The sequence below is a fragment of the Kineococcus sp. NPDC059986 genome (assembly GCF_040702905.1).
Taxonomy (GTDB): domain Bacteria; phylum Actinomycetota; class Actinomycetes; order Actinomycetales; family Kineococcaceae; genus Kineococcus.
Genome location: NZ_JBFBND010000059.1, coordinates 1 through 19,395, shown reverse-complemented (window position 1 = coordinate 19,395; position 19,395 = coordinate 1). Strand labels below are relative to the sequence as shown.

General features: G+C 73.7%; 19 protein-coding genes. 4 read left to right on the top strand and 15 right to left on the bottom strand.

The window, feature by feature from the left end:
• From AB0637_RS24190 to AB0637_RS24165, 6 genes are all read right to left on the bottom strand, one after another.
• On the bottom strand, window positions 1–1,013 hold a 1,013-nt coding region (locus tag AB0637_RS24190; RefSeq protein ID WP_366175299.1), incomplete at its 3' end, for a twin-arginine translocation signal domain-containing protein.
• On the bottom strand, window positions 1,010–1,486 hold the full coding sequence (locus AB0637_RS24185; protein WP_366175297.1) for a hypothetical protein: 477 nt from the start codon (window positions 1,484–1,486) through the stop codon (window positions 1,010–1,012). The genes AB0637_RS24185 and AB0637_RS24190, both read right to left, overlap by 4 nt.
• The gene (locus AB0637_RS24180; protein WP_366175295.1) at window positions 1,483–2,100 is read right to left on the bottom strand and encodes a hypothetical protein; all 618 of its coding nucleotides are present in this window, start codon (window positions 2,098–2,100) and stop codon (window positions 1,483–1,485) included. The genes AB0637_RS24185 and AB0637_RS24180 overlap by 4 nt, the downstream gene beginning before the upstream one ends.
• A 102-nt stretch (window positions 2,101–2,202) precedes the next feature.
• Window positions 2,203–3,048, bottom strand: a complete 846-nt coding sequence (locus AB0637_RS24175) for a hypothetical protein (protein ID WP_366175294.1) — start codon at window positions 3,046–3,048, stop codon at window positions 2,203–2,205.
• Window positions 3,045–3,596, bottom strand: a complete 552-nt coding sequence (locus tag AB0637_RS24170) for a MauE/DoxX family redox-associated membrane protein (RefSeq protein ID WP_366175293.1) — start codon at window positions 3,594–3,596, stop codon at window positions 3,045–3,047. The genes AB0637_RS24175 and AB0637_RS24170 overlap by 4 nt, the downstream gene beginning before the upstream one ends.
• Window positions 3,597–3,628: 32 nt before the next feature.
• Window positions 3,629–4,594, bottom strand: a complete 966-nt coding sequence (locus AB0637_RS24165; RefSeq protein WP_366175292.1) for a DUF4349 domain-containing protein — start codon at window positions 4,592–4,594, stop codon at window positions 3,629–3,631.
• 124 nt (window positions 4,595–4,718) lie between these two features.
• Between AB0637_RS24165 and lepA the strand changes: the two genes are divergently transcribed.
• Together lepA and AB0637_RS24155 are read left to right on the top strand one after the other, a co-directional pair.
• On the top strand, window positions 4,719–6,587 hold the full coding sequence (gene lepA / locus AB0637_RS24160) for a translation elongation factor 4 (protein ID WP_366175291.1): 1,869 nt from the start codon (window positions 4,719–4,721) through the stop codon (window positions 6,585–6,587).
• A 36-nt stretch (window positions 6,588–6,623) separates the two neighbouring features.
• Window positions 6,624–7,685, top strand: a complete 1,062-nt coding sequence (locus tag AB0637_RS24155; RefSeq protein ID WP_366175290.1) for a LacI family DNA-binding transcriptional regulator — start codon at window positions 6,624–6,626, stop codon at window positions 7,683–7,685.
• Here the strand turns inward: AB0637_RS24155 and AB0637_RS24150 are convergent.
• From AB0637_RS24150 to AB0637_RS24135, 4 genes are read right to left on the bottom strand one after another with little or no spacing between them, the layout of a single operon-like run.
• On the bottom strand, window positions 7,658–8,956 hold the full coding sequence (locus tag AB0637_RS24150) for a glycoside hydrolase family 32 protein (protein ID WP_366175289.1): 1,299 nt from the start codon (window positions 8,954–8,956) through the stop codon (window positions 7,658–7,660). The two genes, AB0637_RS24155 and AB0637_RS24150, sit on opposite strands and share 28 nt — an antisense overlap.
• Window positions 8,953–9,822 carry a carbohydrate ABC transporter permease gene (locus AB0637_RS24145; RefSeq protein WP_366175288.1) on the bottom strand — a complete coding sequence of 290 codons (870 nt, stop codon included), beginning with the start codon at window positions 9,820–9,822 and terminating at the stop codon, window positions 8,953–8,955. Before AB0637_RS24145 ends, AB0637_RS24150 begins: the two co-directional genes overlap by 4 nt.
• 11 nt (window positions 9,823–9,833) lie before the next feature.
• Window positions 9,834–10,790, bottom strand: a complete 957-nt coding sequence (locus tag AB0637_RS24140; protein WP_366175286.1) for a sugar ABC transporter permease — start codon at window positions 10,788–10,790, stop codon at window positions 9,834–9,836.
• Window positions 10,790–12,196: a sugar ABC transporter substrate-binding protein gene (locus tag AB0637_RS24135; RefSeq protein WP_366175284.1), complete on the bottom strand. Its 1,407-nt coding sequence runs from the start codon at window positions 12,194–12,196 to the stop codon at window positions 10,790–10,792. Before AB0637_RS24135 ends, AB0637_RS24140 begins: the two co-directional genes overlap by 1 nt.
• Window positions 12,197–12,309: 113 nt before the next feature.
• Between AB0637_RS24135 and AB0637_RS24130 the strand changes: the two genes are divergently transcribed.
• Window positions 12,310–13,515, top strand: coding sequence for an MFS transporter (locus tag AB0637_RS24130; protein WP_366175282.1), 1,206 nt, complete (start codon window positions 12,310–12,312; stop codon window positions 13,513–13,515).
• 13 nt (window positions 13,516–13,528) lie between these two features.
• Window positions 13,529–14,635, top strand: a complete 1,107-nt coding sequence (locus tag AB0637_RS24125) for an alcohol dehydrogenase catalytic domain-containing protein (protein WP_366175280.1) — start codon at window positions 13,529–13,531, stop codon at window positions 14,633–14,635.
• On the opposite strand, the gene AB0637_RS24120 is transcribed toward AB0637_RS24125, so the two are convergent.
• The 5 genes from AB0637_RS24120 to AB0637_RS24100 form a co-directional block, all read right to left on the bottom strand.
• Entirely contained in the window at window positions 14,625–15,611 is a 987-nt protein-coding gene (locus tag AB0637_RS24120) for an LLM class flavin-dependent oxidoreductase (protein WP_366175301.1), read from the bottom strand. The two genes, AB0637_RS24125 and AB0637_RS24120, sit on opposite strands and share 11 nt — an antisense overlap.
• A 31-nt stretch (window positions 15,612–15,642) precedes the next feature.
• Window positions 15,643–16,332, bottom strand: a complete 690-nt coding sequence (locus AB0637_RS24115) for a hypothetical protein (RefSeq protein ID WP_366175278.1) — start codon at window positions 16,330–16,332, stop codon at window positions 15,643–15,645.
• Window positions 16,329–17,315: an acetylxylan esterase gene (locus tag AB0637_RS24110; protein WP_366175276.1), complete on the bottom strand. Its 987-nt coding sequence runs from the start codon at window positions 17,313–17,315 to the stop codon at window positions 16,329–16,331. The genes AB0637_RS24115 and AB0637_RS24110 overlap by 4 nt, the downstream gene beginning before the upstream one ends.
• A gap of 30 nt (window positions 17,316–17,345) precedes the next feature.
• Window positions 17,346–18,233: a GTP-binding protein LepA gene (locus AB0637_RS24105; RefSeq protein ID WP_366175275.1), complete on the bottom strand. Its 888-nt coding sequence runs from the start codon at window positions 18,231–18,233 to the stop codon at window positions 17,346–17,348.
• A 164-nt stretch (window positions 18,234–18,397) separates the two neighbouring features.
• Window positions 18,398–19,204 (bottom strand): DUF1206 domain-containing protein, encoded by an 807-nt coding sequence (locus AB0637_RS24100; protein WP_366175273.1) that lies wholly within the window; start codon window positions 19,202–19,204, stop codon window positions 18,398–18,400.
• Window positions 19,205–19,395: the final 191 nt, after the last annotated feature.

Below are 19,395 nucleotides of genomic sequence, written 5' to 3'. Positions count from 1 at the left end.
TCGCCTCGACGCGCCCCTTGCCCTGCATCCTCTGCTGAGCTGACTTCATCACGCACCTCCTGCTCGAGGTGTTGCGACGACCGGTTGAATCCGCCCACCGAACCCCGCTCGAAGTGGTTGAACCGGCCGCGGCCGTCGGGCGTGCTCAGTTCGTCGGTGGTGGGGTAGCCGAGCGGGCCCGCCTCCCAGCCGAGGGCCGCGAACGTCGCCAGCACCTCCCCGTGCACCTCGTGCGCTCCGGTGCCCCGGGAGTGGTAGATCGACCCGAAGTCGAACAACTGGTAGGCGCCGCCGGGGCCGGGCGTGCCGAGTTCGGGGGTCCGCTGCTCGCCCAGCACACCGCCCGGACCGCCGATCGCGGTGTACTCCTGCCCGATCGGCGTGCAGTCCCGCAGCGAGGGGGCCGAGTGCTGGTTGGTCCGCTGGTCGGTGGCCGACGTCGTCGTGCAGTTCCACGCCGGGATCCGCCACGGCGGGGTGCACGTGACGACACGGCACCAGACCGGACCCGTGCACCGGGTGTCCTGGTTGCACTGGCCGTACCGGAACTCGTTGCAGCACACCTTGCGCTGGTCGCACTGACCGGCCGGTCCGCAACCGCACGAGCAGTTCCGGCAGCCCTCGCCGCAGAACGTGCTGCGGCCCCCGCACCCGCACGAGCAGTAGCTGTGGCAGTCGATGTAGTAGCGCGCACCGCCGCAGCAGAACCCCGAACCGTCGGACTTCCACCAGCCCCCGACGAGACTGCCCGGTGGACAGCGGTTGACGCCGCCGCCGATGGTCGCGCAGAAGACCGTGTACCCCGACGAGCACGTCGAGTCGATCCCGCAGACGGCCGCGTAGGCGCTCTGCGGGCGGGTGAGGAAACCCCACGGCCCGACGGTGAGGGCCGACCCGACGACGGCCGTGCGGGCGAGGAACCCCCGGCGGTCGGTGCGGGCGTCGAGGAACCGGCTGAAGAACCCCGTGACCCCCTCCAGGACGTGGCCCAGGGTGCGTTCGGCGACGGTCACGAGAGGTCTCCTGACGTTTCGGACTGCAGTCGGACGCTGCGCACGAGCGGCGTCACCTTGGCGAACAGCTCCGCCCGGCGGGCGTGCGAGCCGAGGACGACGTACAGGCTGAACGCCCGCTCCCCGACGTGGAAGAACCACAGCCCGCCCGACTGCCCCGGGATGCTGCGCTGCAGGCGGTTGGGGGAGAAGTCCGCCAGTTGCGGCACGGGGAACCCGGCGTCCGCGAAGAGGGCGGTGCCCGCGGCCCCGGGGTCCTGCTCGAAGAGGCTGACGAAGACGTCCTCGCTGCCGAGCGTCCCCGTCACCCCACCGCCGAAGTCGCCGCGGACGGCGGGCAGGGGGACGGTCGCGGCGTGCAGGACGGGCCGGCGGTGCGACCCGGGTTCGTGGCCCTCGGCGGCCCGCCGGACGATGCGCACCTCCCAGCCCGCCGGGGCGTCGACGGAGATGCCGTGCGCGTCCACCCTCACGAGAGCACTCCCACCGTCAGGGCGACCGAGGCCGCCGCCACCAGCGCGGCCCACGCGCCGGTCGTCCGCCGCCCCAACGGGGCGAGCCGTTCCAGCCGCCGGTGCATCCCGGCGAGCCGCGCCGGGGTCGTCACCGACCGGGCGGCCAGCAGGGGCAGGGCGCGCACCGTGCCGAACACCGCCCCGAGCAGGGCGCCGGGCAGCGGGCCGCCCGCCGCCACCATGAACACCATCGCGAGGAACAGGACGGGGGACGTCACGATCGTCACGACGCCCACGCCGAGCTGGGCCCCGTACCCGACGCCGTAGACCCAGCCGCGGTACCGGTGCAGCCAGTCCTCGTCGACCTGCCGGTGCCAGCTGGGGAACCGCCGCCACCGCCCCGCCTCCGCGGCGACCGTCCCCGCGGCCAGCGCGAGCACCGCCAGCGTCCCGAGCAGCACCGCGGGTCCGGCCACGGGGCGCAGCACCAGGCCCAGGAGCCACCCGAGCGTGCCGAGCAGCACCCCCAGGGCCATACCGCCGGCGGCGGACCCGACGACGTGGGCGGTGACCGTGACCGACCACCGGCTGGCGCGTCCCCGCTCCCCGAGCGGAGTGATGCTCGAGAGCATCGACTCGCCTCAAGGCGACCACAGGCTGCGCAGCGCGGCGACGAGGGCGGTCGGCACCCCGAGCAGCAGCGCGGCCGTGGTGACGTCGGGCAGGTCCACGTCTCAGCGCCCGGGGGTGCCGGGACCCTGGTCGGCCGCCGTCAGCCGCAGGCTCGGGTGGTCGGGGGTGATGCCCGCAGCGAGGAGTTCGGCGTCGGCCCGCGCCTCGCGGTGGGGGCCGTCGTGCCGTCCGTGCACGTGGTCCTGCGCGTGGTCCTGCGCGTGGTCGTGGTGCGCGCGCAGGTCGACCTGCAGGGCGTGGTCGCCCACGGCCTCGGCGACGAGGCGTTCGACCTGCTCCCAGTCCGTCGCGCTGCCCTCGCCGCGGACGCGCCCGGCGGCCGCGTCGACGTAGGCGAAGTACGGCGATCCCGGGACCTCGTAGGCCTCCCACGTGCTCGTCGACATGACGACGTCGATCCCGCGGGCCTGCGGTCCCGCGGCCAGCGTGGCGACGGTGCTGGGCGACTCGGCGTCGGCGTCGCGGGTGACGACGACCAGGCGTGTCGCGGGGGGCAGCGACAGCGGGGACGGGTCCGCGAGCCGGGCCCAGATGCGTTGGCACGTCAGGCATCCGCTGGACAGGAACGCGATGAGCGTGTTCGTCCCGCCCGCCCCCACGGCCACCTGCACGGCGTCGCCGGTCGGCGTGGTCCCCGCGACCGTGGTCGCCGGCTGGCCGACGGTGCCGGCGTCGGGTCCGGCACCGGCGACGACCCCGCGGCCCACCTCGAAGGGCAGGTCCCGCCGCGACCCCGCCCCGGGTGCGGTGTCCTCCCGGCCGGCGCCGAGGGCGTGCAGGGACCGCAGGATCTCCGCGTGCGAGCGCAGCAGACCGGCGACGAGGACGCTCAGCAGCACGACCGCCAGGGTCAGGCCGACGAGCAGGACGGTGGTCACGGTGCTCACGCGGTCCTCCGGTGGCGGGCGTCGGGGACGGGACGGACGAGGGTGCGGGCGGCGACGAGCCGGGGCAGCCCGGTGAGCAGGAGCAGGCAGAGCGCCACGAGCAGCGCCGTGAGGAGGACCGTCGTGAGCGCCGCCGCCGGGCCACCGGCCCACACCGCGGGCAGCCCGGCCGGACCGGCCGCCGCTAGGGCCGCGGCGAGCGCGAGGGCGCCGGTGAGCACCGCGTGGGCGGGTGTCGGGGGCAGGTCGGGTTCGCCGAAGCAGCCGCACGAGCTGAGGGGACGGCCGCGGACGAGGGCCAGCAGGACGAAACCGGTGAACCCCGCGTAGCAGGCCGCGGTCACGGCGAGTGCCGGTCGCGACCCCGCGAGGCCGAGGACGGCGACGGCGACCTCGACGGCGCCCAGCACCCGGACCGCGGCGGCCGGGACGGCCAGCCCCTGCGTGCGCAGCGCCCGCACGGTCCCGGCGGGTCGGCGGATCTTCCCGACCCCCGCGACCAGCAGGAGCACGCTCCCCACCAGGCACGACATCAACGCTGCTGTCACCTGGACACGTTCTGTGAACGCGGGGTCTCAGGTCAAGGGGTCGCGCGGACCGCGTCCGGGACGCCCCGGTTCCGGCGTCGCCGCAGCACCCACGCCACGGGGACCCCGACCAGGGCCAGCGGCAGGGCGAAGGGGAGCACCGCGCCGACGACCAGGGCGAGGACCCGCGCCGTCTCCCCGAGGGCGTGCCAGCCGGCGGCGAGGCCGCCGCGGAACCCGGGGTCCGGCGCCGCGACGGCCGTCACCGGCGCTCCGCGGGTGAGGTCGACGTCGACCGTGGCGAGGGAGGTCTGGTCGGCCAGGACGCGCTGCCGGGCCTGCAGGGCCTCCAGGTCGGCCTCGCGGCGGGCGATCTCGCCCTCGATCGCGAGGATGTCGGGCACCGTCTTCGCCTGCGGCAGGCGGGAACGGAACGTCTCCAGGACGGCCTGGGCCGAGGTGACCCGGCTGCCGACGTCGGCGACCTCGGCGGTCACGTCGTTGCTCGTCGTGGTCCGGTCGGTCTCCTGGCCGAGCCCCGCGAGGTCGTCGAGGACCTGCGGGTAGACGGGGGCGGGCACCCGCAGGGTCAGGTGCGCGGTCTCGGACCCCTCGCCGCCCCCGGAGCGGCTCGCCGCGACGATGCCCCCGGCCTGCGTCGTGCGCGTCGTCGCGGCCTGCACCGCGGCGGGCAGGTCGCGGACACGGACGGCGAGGGTGGCGGTGGAGACGACCGCGCGGCCCTGCGCGGCGCTGTCCGTTCCGCTGGTGCCCCCGCTCGAGCCCCCGCTGGTGTCCCCGGTCTGGGCCTGGCTGTCCGCGGCCGCCACGGCCCCGCCCCCCGCGGCCTGCTCGCCCTGGGCGCCCGACCCCGAGGAGGCACCCGAGTCGCTGCCCCCACCGCTGCACGCGGCCGCGCCGAGCAGGAGGGTGACGGCCAGGACGGGGGCGGCCCAGCGACGGGCGTGGCTGCCGTCCGAGGCGCGGTCCGGTGCGGGGGAAGGGGTGGGGGAGCGCATCGGACACCTCCGTCGGGTGCGGTCGCCGTGACCGCAGGGCTCGGACGCCGTGCGGACCCCGCCGGTTCCAGCCGTGCGACCATGGAGGCTGCCCGCCCGACCGACCGAGAGGTGCCCCCCGCCCGTGTCCCCGAGAGCCGCCGACGCACCGGCACCCGCCGCGACCGCGCCGGAGCTGCTGCGCAACTTCTGCATCATCGCCCACATCGACCACGGCAAGTCGACGCTGGCCGACCGCATGCTGCAGCTGACCGGCGTCGTCGACGAGCGGGCCATGCGCGCGCAGTACCTCGACCGGATGGACATCGAGCGCGAGCGCGGCATCACCATCAAGTCGCAGGCCGTGCGCATGCCCTGGGACGTCGGCGGCACCTCGCACGTGCTGAACATGATCGACACCCCGGGCCACGTCGACTTCACGTACGAGGTGTCCCGTTCGCTGGCGGCCTGCGAGGGGGCGGTGCTGCTCGTCGACGCGGCGCAGGGGATCGAGGCGCAGACCCTGGCGAACCTCTACCTCGCCATGGAGAACGACCTCACGATCATCCCGGTCCTCAACAAGATCGACCTGCCGGCGGCGCAGCCGGAGAAGTTCGCCGAGGAACTGGCCAAGCTCATCGGCTGCGAACCGCAGGACTGCCTGCGCGTCTCCGGCAAGACCGGGGTCGGCGTGGACCTGCTGCTGGACCACATCGTCCAGGAGATCCCGGCCCCCGTCGGCGACGCCGACGCCCCCGCCCGCGCGATGATCTTCGACTCCGTCTACGACACCTACCGCGGTGTCGTGACGTACGTCCGCGTGATCGACGGCAACCTCTCCCCGCGCGAGAAGATCGTCATGATGTCGACGAGGGCGACCCACGAGCTCCTCGAGATCGGGGTGAGCTCGCCCGAGCCGACCCCGTCGAAGGGTCTCGGCGTCGGCGAGGTCGGCTACCTCATCACCGGGGTGAAGGACGTCCGCCAGTCCAAGGTCGGGGACACCGTCACCAACGCGGCGAAACCCTCCACCAAGGCGCTCGGCGGGTACCGCGACCCCAAGCCCATGGTGTTCTCGGGGCTGTACCCGATCGACGGTTCGGACTACCCGCTGCTGCGCGACGCGCTCGACAAGCTCAAGCTCAACGACGCCGCGCTCAGCTACGAACCCGAGACGTCCGTCGCGCTGGGGTTCGGGTTCCGCATCGGGTTCCTCGGCCTGCTGCACCTGGAGATCGTGCGCGAACGCCTCGAACGCGAGTTCAACCTCGACCTCATCTCGACCGCGCCGAGCGTGCCGTACGAGGTGACGCTGGAGGACAAGCGCGTCGTCGAGGTCACGAACCCCTCGGAGTTCCCCGAGGGCAAGATCGCCGAGGTCCGCGAACCGGTCGTGCGCGCCACGATCCTCGCCCCGTCGGAGTTCATCGGGGCCGTCATGGAGCTGTGCCAGCAGCGCCGCGGTGACCTGCAGGGCATGGACTACCTGTCCGAGGACCGCGTCGAGATGCGCTACCGGTTGCCGCTGGCCGAGATCGTCTTCGACTTCTTCGACCAGCTGAAGTCGCGCACCCGCGGGTACGCCTCGCTCGACTACGACGTGGACGGCGACCAGGTCGCCGACCTGGTGAAGGTCGACGTGCTGCTGCAGGGCGAGCAGGTCGACGCGTTCAGCCAGATCGTGCACCGCGAGAAGGCGTACGGGTACGGCGTCATGATGGCCGGCAAGCTCAAGGACCTCATCCCGCGCCAGCAGTTCGAGGTCCCGATCCAGGCGGCCATCGGCGCCCGCGTCATCGCCCGCGAGAACGTCCGCGCGATCCGCAAGGACGTCCTCGCCAAGTGCTACGGCGGTGACATCACCCGCAAGCGCAAGCTGCTGGAGAAGCAGAAGGAGGGGAAGAAGCGCATGAAGATGGTCGGGCGGGTCGAGGTGCCCCAGGAGGCCTTCATCGCCGCGCTCTCCTCCGACGCCGCCGGGGACAAGGCGAAGGACAAGAACGCCAAGAAGTGAGCCGGGCGGGGGACGGCGGGCCGGTAGCCTGACGCGGTGACCCGGCCCCCGTCCCGCAAGGCCACGTCCCAGGACGTGGCCGACCTGGCCGGGGTGTCGCGCAGCGCTGTGTCCCTCGTGCTGAACGGCCGGGGCGACGGGAACATCGCGCCCGACAAGCAGGCGGCGATCCGGGCTGCGGCCGCTCAGCTCGAGTACGAACCCAACCCGTCCGCGGTCTCGTTGCGCAGCAGCCGGACCCGCACGCTCGGCCTCGTCACCGACGCCATCGCCTCGACGGCCTACGGCGGGGAACTGCTGCGCGGGGCGTCGGAGGCGGCGGAACGGTCCGGGCACCTGCTGGTCCTCGTCGACACCCACGACGAGGAGCAGCGCGAGGTCGACGCCTACCGCACGTTGCGGGCGCGCCGGGTGGACGGGCTGTTGTTCGCGGCGATGAGCCTGCGGGAGTACGCGGTGCCCGAGGCCGCCGCCGGGGTGCCGTTCGTGCTGGCCAACTGCTACGACCCGACGCGTCCCACCGTCCCTGCTTTCGTCGCCGACGAGGTCGCCGGTGGCCGGGCCGCCGCACGGTTGCTGCTGGACGCCGGGCACCGAGACCTGGTCCTGCTCGCCGGGGCCCGTGACGCCGTCGCGAGCACGCTGCGCGAGGACGGTGCCCGCGAGGAGCTCGCCGCAGCCGGTCTACCGGCCCTGCGGACGGTCGAGACGGGGTGGGACATCTCCGACGGGTTCGCCGCCGCGACGGCCGTCCTCACGTCCCCGGGCCGGCCGACAGCGCTCGTGTGCGCCAACGACCGCGTCGCGGTGGGCGCCGTCCTGGCGGCGGGACGCCTCGGCCTCGACGTCCCGGGGGACCTGTCGGTCGTGGGGTACGACGACGACGCGGCGCTCGCCGCCCCGATGGTGCCCGCGCTGACGACGATCGTGTTGCCGCACCGGCAGATCGGGGAGGCCGCCGTCGCCCGCGTCCTCGCCGACCTGGGCGGTGGGGCGGACGCGCCACAGACCGGGCACGGCACCGTCCTGGTGCCGTGCCCGGTCGTCGTCCGCGACTCGGTGGCGCCCCCTCAGCGTGGCGGTGCGGCCAGCCGGTAGCTGCGCGAGTCCCCGCGGACCTCCCACGCACAACCGGGTGCCGGGTAGGCGCGCAGGGTGGTGGCCCGGTCGGCCTCGAACACCTCGACGAGGCTCCCGTCGACGAGGATCCGCACCGGCCCGTCGTGACCGGCGGTCACGACGGGGCGTGGGGTCCCGTCGGGGGTGACGAGCAGGAGTTCGACCGGCCCTGCGGCCTCGACCTCGAAGCTGCGTTCGGTGCGCACGGTGCCGGGGAGTTCCTCGCGGCGCAGGCCCAGGAGTTCCGGTGCCGGGACGACCGCCAGGCCCGCCGGGGTGGGCAGCAGGTCGCGCGGGAACGTGAGGACTCCGGACCACCCGGTGGCCTCGACGTCGGCGGGGTCGCGCTCGTCCTCGCGGGACCACCCCCACACCAGGACCCGACCGTCGTCGGTGGCCAGGAGCTGCGGCGCGTAGAACGTGCCGCCGCCGTCGAGCGCCCCGCCGTCGGTCGGCGCGAAGCGCAACCCCTGCTCGGCGGGCTCCAGGTCACCCAGCAACCAGCTGACCCCGTCGAGCGCGTGCGTCCCGTCCCGCCAGTGCCACAACGACACCACGAGCAGCCAGCGGTCGCCGAAGGGGACGAGGTTCGGGCACTCCCAGGTGTTCGCGGGTGCCCATCGCGCGGCGACGGGATCGTCGGAGGTCAGGAGTTCCCCGGCCGGTTCCCACGCGCGCAGGTCGTCGCAGCGCCACAGCAGCAACCGGCCGCGACCCTGCGGGTGGCCGGCGCCCTGCACCGCCCACCGGTGCCCACCGTGCTCGAAGACGAACGGGTCCCGCACCTCGCGGACCCCCTCCTGCGGAACGGGGACCGCGACGGCGGCCGGTTCCTGGGCCCACGTCCGCAACCCGTCGGTCGACGTGGCGACGAGGGTGACGGCCTGTTCGGGCCCCCCGGCCCCGACGCCCGTGTAGACCGCCGTGGGCACCCGGTCCGGGCCGTCGAGGACGAGGCACCCGGTCCAGCAGCCGACGTCGTCCGGCCCGCCGGGGGTCGGTCGCAGGGCGACGGGTTCGGCGTGCCACGTGAGGAGGTCGGGGGAACTGGCGTGCCCCCAGTGGATGTCCCCGTGGACGGGCGCGGCCGGGTTGTGCTGGAAGAACACGTGCCACACGCCGTCGACGTGGGCGAGCCCGTTCGGGTCGTTCACCCAGCCGTGGTCGGGGCGACCGTGCAGCACGGGGAACGACGGGTCGGCGGGACCCACCAGGCGCCGGTCCCGTGCGGTGGTCACGTCGGTGCTCACTTGCCCACTCCTGCCGTCAGACCCTCGCGCAGCGGTCGCTGCCCGAGCACGAACACGACGAGGGCCGGCACCATCGAGAGCACCACCCCCGCCAGGACCGTCGACACGCTGCCCGTCCCGAGGTTCCCCTGCAGCGACACCAGCCCCAGCGGCATCGTGAAGTTGCGTTCGGAGACGGTGAGGATCAACGGCCGGAAGAACTCGTTCCAGTGGTAGTTGAAGGCCAGGATCCCGACGATGGCCATGCCCGGCAGGGCCAGGGGCGCGTACACCGAGGTGAACGTCCGCAGCGGACCGGCGCCGTCGATGGCGGCCGCCTCGGCGAGGTCGTCGGGCAGGCCGAGGAAGTACTGGCGCATGAGGAACGTGCCGAACGCCGTCGGGATGGCCGGCAGGACCAGGGCCAGCAGCGTGTCCGACAACCCCATGCCGCGGATCAGCATGAACACCGGGACGATCGTCACCTGCAGCGGCACCATCATGGTGGCCAGCACGAGCGCGAACAGCGCCCCGGAACCGCGGAACTGCACGCGGGCGAAGACGTACCCGGCCAGGGCGGCCGTCACCATCTGGCCCAGCGCGCAGAGCGAGGTGACGAGGACGCTGTTCCAGACCAGCAGGAGGACGTCGGCCTTCGCGAACACGTCGACGTAGGCGGAGAACCCGGGCTGGACGCCGGCCCCGGCCAGCTGCGGCCGGAAGGACGTCCAGACCGTCCAGACGACGGGGCCCAGCGTGAGGAACACCGCGACGCCGAGCACGACGAACTTCCCGACGGTGCCGGGGCGGGGGAGTGCGCGGCGGGCGGGGCGGGGCGTGGGGCGGACCTGCAGACCGGACGCGCCGGCCGGGGAGAGCGTGGCCATCGGGGTTCCCCTCACTGGTGGAAGACGTAGCGGCGGCTGAGCCGGAACTGGACGGCGGTGACCGCCATGATGAGCAGGGTGAGCACGACGCCGATGGCGGCGGCCCGGCCGAACTGCAACTGCTGGAACGCGGACTCGAAGATCACCATGACGGCCGTGCGGGTCGAGTCGCCGGGCCCGCCGCGCGTCAGGACGTAGGGCTGGTCGAAGATCTGCAGGGCGTTGATGACCGCCATGACGGAGGCGACGAGCACGGTCGGGCTGAGCAACGGCAGCGTGATCCAGCGGAACCGCGCCCAGCCCTCGATGCCGTCCAGGGAGCTGGCCTCGTAGACGTCGCGCGGGATGGCGGCCAGGCCGCCGACGAAGAGCAGGAACGAGAACCCGAAGTTCTGCCAGACGTAGACGAGCACGACGACGACGGCGGCGCCGGTGGTGGACGTGAGCCACGGCACGTCCGGCAGCCCGACCCCGGTGAGCACGGAGTTCACGAGGCCGAAGTCCTCGTTGAACAGGTACGCCATGACGAGGGAGACCGACGCCGCCGAGAGGATGAGCGGGAAGAAGAGCGTCGAGCGGAAGAACGACCGCAACCAGCCCGGCATGGAGGACTGGACGAGGACGGCGAGCCCCATCGCCACGCCGAGCTGCAGGGTCACTGCGACGACGACGAACACGAAGGTGTTGAGGAAGGCCACGCGCACGGTCGGGTCGGCGCCGATGTCGGCGAAGTTGTCGAGCCCGGCGAAGCGCGGTGGGGTGATGACGTCCCAGCGGAAGAACGCCAGCAGCACCGACGCCACGATCGGCACGAGCGTGAACAGTCCGATCCCGACGACGGTCGGGGCGAGGAAGAGCGTGACGAGGAGGCGACGGGTGCGTCGCTGGCGCGCCGTCTCGGGCCGGCGACCGGTGGCCGGTGCCGTGGAGGGGAGGTCGGTCGTCGGGGTGGGGACCGTCGTGGCCATCAGTTCACCGATCCGTTCCGCAGGGCGCGCTCGAGGTCGCGCTGCATCGTGCCGAGGGCGTCGCGCACGCCGCCGCCGGCCGGGGCGGTCACGGCGGCGAGGACGTTCTTGACCAGGGCCGTCTCCACGGCCGCCTGCTGGGGCGGGGCCGGGATGGGGCCGGTGTCGGGGAACCGGTCGAGGGTGTCGTAGAACACCGACCAGTGCTTCGGGCCCGTGCCGGCGTAGAAGGCCTCGTCCACCAGGGACCGTCGCGCCGGGGTGGTCGTGGGTTCGGGGAAGGACAACTGCATGCCCCGGCGCGAGGAGCAGAACTTGATCCACTCCCACGCCTCGTCCTTGCGCTGCGACGTCCGCATGACGGCGTACCCGGCCGTGCCGAACTGGTGGCGCTGGGTGCGGGCGCGGGGGAAGAACGAGACGTCGAAGTCGTCCGGCCCCATCCCGCCGTCGGCCAGTCCCTGGGCCCAGAAGCCGCCGGCCGGGGTCATCCCGATGACGCCCTCGGCGAAGCGCGCGACGAGTTCGTTGCCCCCGCCCTGGGCGGGGGACGACCCGAGCCCCTCGGCCGTGATCTCGCGCAGGAACTCGAACGTCTCCAGGACGGCCGGGTCGTCCGCCCCGGCCTCGAGCCACTGGTACCCGCCCGAGCGGGAGGCCGCGGTCGGGTCGCCGGCGTAGAACTTCTGCCAGAACCACTCGCCCCCGCTCGCGCGGGACTCACGCAGGAAGCTCGTGCCGTGGACGTAGAGCCACGGCACGACCCCGCCCCACAACCGGTTGGTCCAGAAGAAGGGACGGAACGCCGACCCGCCGGCACCCTCGCGCATGGCCCGGGCGACCGTGACGAAGTCGTCGACGGTCCAGTCGTCCGCGGGTCGGGCCAGACCGGCCCGTTCCAGGGCGCCGGCGTTGTAGTAGACGTTCGCGGCGTTGAAGTCGGCGGGGAGCATGAAGAGCGAGCCCTGGTACATGAACGACTCGACGAGCGAGGGGTGCACGTCGTCGAAGTAGTCCTGGACGTCGGCCGCGTCGCGGACGAGGAACTCGTCGAGCGGGTGGGCGAGCCGTTCGGCGAACAGCTGCGCGCCCTCGGTGGCGATGAGGCAGACGTCCGGCGGGGTGCCCGCCGCGACCATCGTGAGGATCTTGGTGAAGAACTGGCTCCAGTCCTGGCCCTGGACGGCCTGCAGGCGGACGGGGATGTCTGGGTGTTCCTCGCGGAAGGCGTCCAGGAGGGCCTGCCGGGAGGCGGCGTCCGCGGCGGTGCCGAGGATCGCCACGGTGAGCGCGTCTCCGTCCCGGCCGGGGACGTCCCGGCCCGTGAGGCGGTCCCAGGACAACCCGGTGCCGAGGGCCGCCAGTCCGGTGACGCCGAGCACCGACCTGCGGGTGAGGTCTGCCATCGAGAGCTCCTTCGCGAGATGGCCTAACACGTGTGAGGAAGGATGGTGCCAGGACCTCACACGTGTCAACCGTCCTCGCGCCGACGGTCTCCGCCGCCCCTACGCTCGGGACCGTGCCCCGGAACCCGCCTCGTCGTCGCCGCGTGGGGGTCCTGCCGGGGCTGCTCGTCGCCCTCTCACCCGTCTCCCAGCTCGGCTTCACCCCGGTGTCCGTCGTCCTGGGGGAGCGGCTGGGGCTGAGCGTGGGTCAGGTCGGGTTGACGGTCGGGGTGTACGCGGCCGCCGCCGCGCTGGCCACGGCCGTGCTCGGGCCCGTCGTCGACGTCGTGTCCCCGCGGCGGGTGCTCCCCGTGGCGGTGACCCTCAACGTCCTGCTGTCCGCGTCGTTGCTCCTGGAACCGGGCTACGCCGGGCTGCTCCTGGCCCGTGTGCTGTCGGGGGTCGCGAACAGCGCGCTCGTCCTGTGCGCGGCCGTCGTCGTCGCCGACGCCCACCGTGACGACCCCGGCGGGCGCGACCGCGGGTTCTCGGCGCTGCAGACGTTCACGAGCCTGGGCGCCGTCGCCGGCCTCGGGCTCGGCGCGGCCGCCGCCGGGCTGGGGGCACCCGAGGTGTGGTCGTGGACGGTCGTCGCCTACGGGGTGCTCGTCCTCGCGTTGACGCCGCTGACGGTGCGCCGCATGCCGTCGGCCCGCGCCGTCGCGGCGGGTTCCCGGCCTGGGTTGGGGACGGTCGTCCGGGAGGCCTCCCTCGCCCTGCGGGTCCCGCGGACCGCGGCCCTCCTGCTCGCCGCGGGCGGGGTCGGCTGGGCCATCCAGGCCGCTCACTACGCCGTGAGCCTGCTGGCCCAGGACCTCGATCCGCCGCTCGCGCAACGGATCGCGCTTTCCATCATGATCCCGGCCGGCGTCTTCGTCGGCGCGAGCCTCAACCAGGTCGGGCTGGGCCGGCGCAGCGCGGAAGACCTGTTCCGCCGTGCGTACCCGGTCCTCCCCGTCGCCTGCGCGCTCCTGGCCCTCGTCGTCGGCATCCGCGGGAACGGCGCCGTGGCGCTGCTCCTCGCCCTCCTCGTCGTGCTCGGCGCCGTCCTCGGCACGCTCATGCCGCTCAGTCCGGCCGTCCTCGTCGGCTGGCACCCGGACCTGCGCGGGTCCGTCACGGCCGCCGACTCCGTCGCCAAGGGTCTGGGCTCCACGGTCAGCCCCGTCGTCCTCGGCGCCGTCGCCGCGGCGACGTCGTTGGGTGGGGGTTTCCTCGTCCTCGCCGCCGTCGCGGGGTTGGCCGCCCTGTGTGCGCGGGCGCCGCGCCCCGCCGTCTGAGACGCTGCCGTTCGTGCGGACGATCCGGGGTGCGGTGCTCGAACGGTCCGGCGCGCCGCGCCCCTACGCGACGAGCCGTCCGCTCGTCGTCGGCGAGCTCCAGCTCGAGGACCCCGGCCCCGGGGAACTGCTCGTGCGCATCGAGGCGGCGGGGTTGTGCCACTCCGACCTGTCCGTCGTGGACGGGAACCGGCCCCGACCGCTGCCGATGCTCTTGGGCCACGAGAGCGCCGGGACGGTCGAGGCCGTCGGGGCGGGCGTCGACGACGTCGTCCCGGGCGACCGTGTCGTGACGACGTTCCTGCCGCGCTGCGAACGCTGCGCCGCCTGCGCGACGGGCGGTCGCGTGCCCTGCACGACCGGCAGCGCGACGAACGCCGAGGGTGTCCTGCCGTCGGGGGAGCGGCGGCTGTCGCGCGCGGGCGTCCCCGTCCACCACCACCTGGGGGTGTCGGCGTTCGCGACGCACGCCGTCGTGGACCGGCGCTCAGTGGTGCCGGTCCCGGCCGACGTCCCGGCCGACCTCGCGGCGCTGCTCGGCTGCGCCGTCCTCACCGGAGGGGGCGCTGTCCGCAACGCCGCCCGGCCCGAACCCGGGGAGACCCTCGCCGTCGTGGGGCTGGGCGGGGTGGGGATGGCGGCGCTGCTCGTCGCCGCGGGCCTGGAAGGGGTGCGGACGCTGGCCGTCGACACCTCGGCCGACAAGCTCCGCACGGCGGAGGAACTGGGCGCGGACGAGGTCGCGACCCCGCAGGAACTGGCCGCCTCCGGCCGCCGCGTCGAGAAGGTCGTCGAGGCCGCGGGGTCGGCCCGGGCGTTCGAGACGGCGTTCGCGGCGACCGCGGTGGGCGGGACGACGGTCACCGTGGGGTTGCCCGCGCCCGGCTCGCACGTCGCGCTCGACCCGCTGGTCCTCACCGCCGAGGCGCGGACCGTCGTCGGCAGCTACCTCGGCTCGGCAGTCCCCGCCCGCGACGTCCCGCAGTACGTCGCGATGTGGCGGGCCGGCCGGTTGCCGCTGGAACGCCTCGTGTCCGGGCACCTCGGGCTCGACGACGTCGGCGAGGGCCTGGACCGGCTGGCCGACGCGACCGTCCTGCGGTTGGTCATCACCCCGTAGTGGGGGTCCACCCGAGTCGCGGCCCGAGGTGCGTCGCCATGTCGGTGAGGATCTGGACGTAGTCGTCGTGCTCGAACCCGAACGGCAGGGCGAACACGACCTCGTCGACGAGCTGGAACCCCGCGTCGGCCCACAACCGTTCGGCGAGTTCCGCGCTCGTCCCCAGCAGGTCCTGGGCGAACAACAGCTGCCCGGGGCCCTGCGGGATCCCCACGCGCTTCGAGCGGTGCTCGACGTAGGCGCGGTACCGCTCCCGCTGCCCCGGCGTCGCGGAGTCGGTGGGGATGACGACGAGCCCCTGGGACGTGCGCCCGGTGGGGTGCAGCTCCCGGAACGCGCTGAGGTGCGAGGCCTGGATCGTCGGGAAGTCGGTCGACCCGCCCTCGGCGCGCACGACGCTGGAGGCCAGCAGGTGCAGGCCGTTCTCGCCCGTCCACTGCGCCGAGCGCAGACTCGCCCCGCCGTACCAGAGCCGGTCGGCCAGGCCCGGGGAGTGCGGTTCGACGCGGTCGGAGAACACCTCGATGCCTTGCGTCCCCGCGAAGTCGCTGGCCTTGTCCCCGCGCAGGAACCGGTGCAGGCGCAGGACCCGGTCGTAGCCGAAGTCCTCGACGTCGGCCGTGTCGGGGTAGAGGGACCCCTTGACGTGGTCGAACTGCATCGGCGGACCCACGCTGACCCCCGGTTGCAGCCGTCCACCCGCCAGGACGTCGACGGTGCCGAGGTCCTCGGCCAGCCGGAGCGGGTTCTCCCACCCCAGTGGCGTCACGGCCGTGCCGAGGTGGATGCGGCTCGTGCGTTGCGTCAGCGCGGCGAGGACGGCGACCGGGGAGGAGATCCCGGGCTGCAGGTGCCGGTGGCGCAACCAGGCGCTGTCGAACCCGAGCTGCTCGCCGAGTTCGACGATGCGCAACGTCGTCTCGTGCCCCGGCCGTGGATCGGCCGGGTCGAACGACCCGATGGTGAGGAACCCCATGCGCCGCAACGGCGCCCCCTGCTGCGGCACGTCAGACCATCCCTTCGAAACCCGCGCTCGCGGTGACCGTCCCCGGAGCGACCTCGGTGAAACCCCCGTCGCGCACGTCCACCCGGTCGGCGGGGGCCAGCACGACGGGACCGGTGACGACGCGCACGCCGAAACCGCTGCGACGCCAGGCGTCGGTGTGGGGCAGCTGCTCGAACGCCAGCTGGGCGGCGTGGCCGACCTGCGCCGCGGCCTTGCCCGTCGTCATCGCGACGCCCGGTGTGAGGCGGACGGTCAGCACCCCGTCCGGTCCGGGGACGGCGAGGTCCTCGGGGTCGTCGAGGTCGAGTCCGCCGACCTGCAGCGGACGCAGCAGGTCGGGGACCTCCTCGCGCGGGTGCGGGGCGAACACCCGGACGACGGCGTCCCCCGACGTGGCCTCGCTGTGCGGCAGGGCGGCCGTGCGGTTCCACGCCACGCCCCGGGCCCGGCGGCAGATCTTGCGGATGCGCCGGTCGCGCCACGCCTGGACGGCGGCGTGCAGTTCACCGTCGGGGTCGGTGACGCGGGGGTCGTCGAGCAGCAGCACGACGGCTCGGGCCGCGGCGACGAGGACGTCGGTGTGCGTCGGGCGGCGTCGGCCGGGGGCGTCGCGTTCGACGCGGGCGACGAGCGAGAGCGACCAGGGGTCGGGTTCGTCGACGAACGGCGGTCGGGGTCCCGGGTCCGTCACCGCAGGCCGCGCCGTTCGAGGAACCGCAGCTGCCGCTGGACCTGGAACCCGATGCCGCCGGCGTGGTCGGCGAACTCCCACACGTCGATCTCGCGGTCGTCGTGGCCCCAGCGGTTGTACGCCGCGAAGACCGTCGACGGCGGGCACACCGGGTCCATGAGCGCGACGCTGAACAGTGCGGGGACACGGGCGCGGGAGGCGAGGTTCGCGCCGTCGACGTGGGCGAGGGTCGCGAAGGTCGCCTCGACGGCCTCGGGGGAGTGCCGGCGCAGGTAGTCGACGACCTCGAGGTAGGGACCGGCCCCGGCGAGGTGCGTCCCGCGCCGGACGTGGCACAGGAACGGCACGTCCACCAGGGCCGCGGCGACCCGGTCACCGGACAGGGCGGCCGCGGCGATCGAGAACGCCCCGCCCTGGCTGGCGCCGCGCACGACGATCCGGGTGGTGTCGACGTCGACTCCGAGCCCCGGCAGGGCGTGGGCGACGTCCACGGCGCGAGCGCAGTCCACGAGTGCACGGCGGTAGTAGTAGGTGCGCGGGTCCTCGACGCCCTTCGTCATGAAACCGTTCACCCACTGCCCGCCGGTGACGTCGGGGTCCGGGTCGGGGGTGTCGTGGCCCTGGCCCCGGGTGTCGACGACGAGGTGCGCGAAACCGGCTGCGGCCCACGTCGTCCGGTCGACGGGCAGCCCGCGTCCGCCGGAGTAGCCGATGAACTCCACGACGACGGGCAGCGGTCCGGGCAATTGCGCCGGACGCAGCAGCCAGGCGGCGATGCGGTCGCCGTTCCAGCCGGCGAACCGGACGTCGTGGACCTCCAAGGCGGGCAGGGCCGGCCCGCGGTACGGGGTGAGCTCCACGGCGAGGTCGTGCCGACGGGCCTGGGCCAGGCTCCCGGCCCAGAACGCGTCGAGGTCGGCGGGTTCGGCGAGGTCACCCCGGTACGTGCGGAGCTCCTCCAGCGGCAGGTCGGTCAGCGGCACACGCTGACGCTACTGCCCTGTCCACCGACCTCACACGGCGGCGGGGACCCGTCCCGGCAGGCCGTTGACGCGGAACTGCTCGATGGTGTCGCGCAGCGCGGCGAGGATGTAGTCCGGCACGCGCATCCCCTGGTCGCGGGCCCACAGCAGCTCGTGCTCCACGAGACCGATCTGGGCCCCGAAGTCCTCGACCTTCTGGTCGAGGCCGAGCGTGGTGAGGACCCCACCGAACTGCGCGCGGTGCTGCGGGGTGTGCGCGCCGACGGGGCTGAAGGAGGCGCGGCGCAGCACCTTGGCCAGGCGCACCTGCCACGGGGTGAGCACGTTCTGCTGGAACATCTCGGTCGCCGACAGCCGGTAGAAGGCGAAGTGCCCAGGCTCCTGCCGGCGGATGGGCTGCACGATGGTGCGCGAGACGGCGTCCTCGCCCATGTCGTCGAGCCCGTCGACGAGGAGGTTGTACGCCACGACGGCGGCCTTCTCGGTCGCGGCGCCCGTCAGGTAGTACAGGAGACGCGCGACCTCCTGCACCGGCTTGAAGTGCGCGAGCGAGCCGAGGATGCGGATCTTGGGGCTGACGTGGTCGGTGTTGGGGTCGGCGGGGGACAGGTCGATGTCCTGCTGCAGCCGGTCGAGGATGAGTCCGTGCTGGATCTCCTGCGGCTGCCACACGTCGGCGTAGAAGAGGCGGTCGGTCTCGGAGACGTCGGGCAGGAGCGTCAGCAGCTCCAGGACGTTGCGGTCGACCTCGAGCTCGACGCGGGCCAGGTAGTCGATGACGTGGCCGAAGCGGTCGCGGACCCCGCGGGGGTCGCGCACGGTGCGGTCGACGGAGTCCAGCGGGATGGGCGGGTACTTCTCGCCCAGGCGGAGGACGTGGTCGCGGATGTCTCCGGGGGTGATGATCTTTCGCGACACGTGCACTCCAGCTTCGAGGTCGGACCGGACGAGAGCCCCGGGACAGTGTGCACCGTCGAGCCCACCGGTGTGAGGCCACCCTCAGTTCGCAACAGATCGGTGATCGGATGGGTTCCCTGAGTCGTTGTGGCCTGGATCACGTCCTGCGCGGTGGTCGGTACGGCTCAGGCCCGGCTCCGCCTCGGAGCCGTCACCAGCTGGAAGACGCCGTAGGCCGCCACGCCGAGGGCCACGAGCAGCAGCAGGACGGCGCCGAACGGCTGGGCCGCGATCTCGTGGAACGCCGCGTCCAGGCCCCGGGACTTGCCCGTGTCGCCCGTCGAGGAGATCGCCACGAGCACGCCGATGACGGCGAACGCGACCCCGCGGGCGACGGCGCCCGCCACTCCCAGGCGACGCACGGCGGGGGAGAGCGAACCCTCCACCTTGTCCTCGAAGTCGTGCTTGATCCCCTTGACCGCGGTCACGACCCCCACGGCCACGATCGCCAGCCCCGCCACCACGAGCAGGACGGGCCCGCCCGGCGCCTCCAGGACGCGCTGCGTCAGCGTCTGCTGCTGGTTGCCCGACGACGACCCGCCGCCGGTCGCGAAGCGCAGGCAGGACACCGCGAGAGCCGCCGCGGCGAGGGCCTTCACGCCCGCGCTGACGCGGTGCGACGTCTTGTCGCCCGTCACCACGACGACGGCCTGCCACAGCACCAGCAGGACGAAGCCGACCGCGAGGACGACGAGGAGGACCTTGCCGAAGGGCTTGGACGCGATCTGCCCGAGGGCCCCGCTGGAGTCCGCCGACCCCGACGAGCCGCCGAGCGCGACCTGCGCCGCCAGCCACGCGATGAGCAGGTAGACGAGACCCTCGGCGGCGACCCCCGCGCGTCCCAACGTCTTCAGGCCCTGCTCGTGCTGCTGCGCGAACACCTCGCCGCGCCGTGCGTGCTCCTTGACCTGGGACTGCGCTGAACCGGGCATGGGAGCAGGGAAGCGCTGTCGTGCCCACCCCGCAACCGCAGCCGCCCCAACCCCCCTCCGACCGGCGGAAAGCACTCCTTCCGCCCCCGGAGCGGCCTTGGAGTCAAGCGGTCCCTGCAACATCCCTGTCCCAGGAGGGGTGTGCGAACGATGCGAGGACGGCCACGCAAGCTACGTCGGGTGGAGATCGT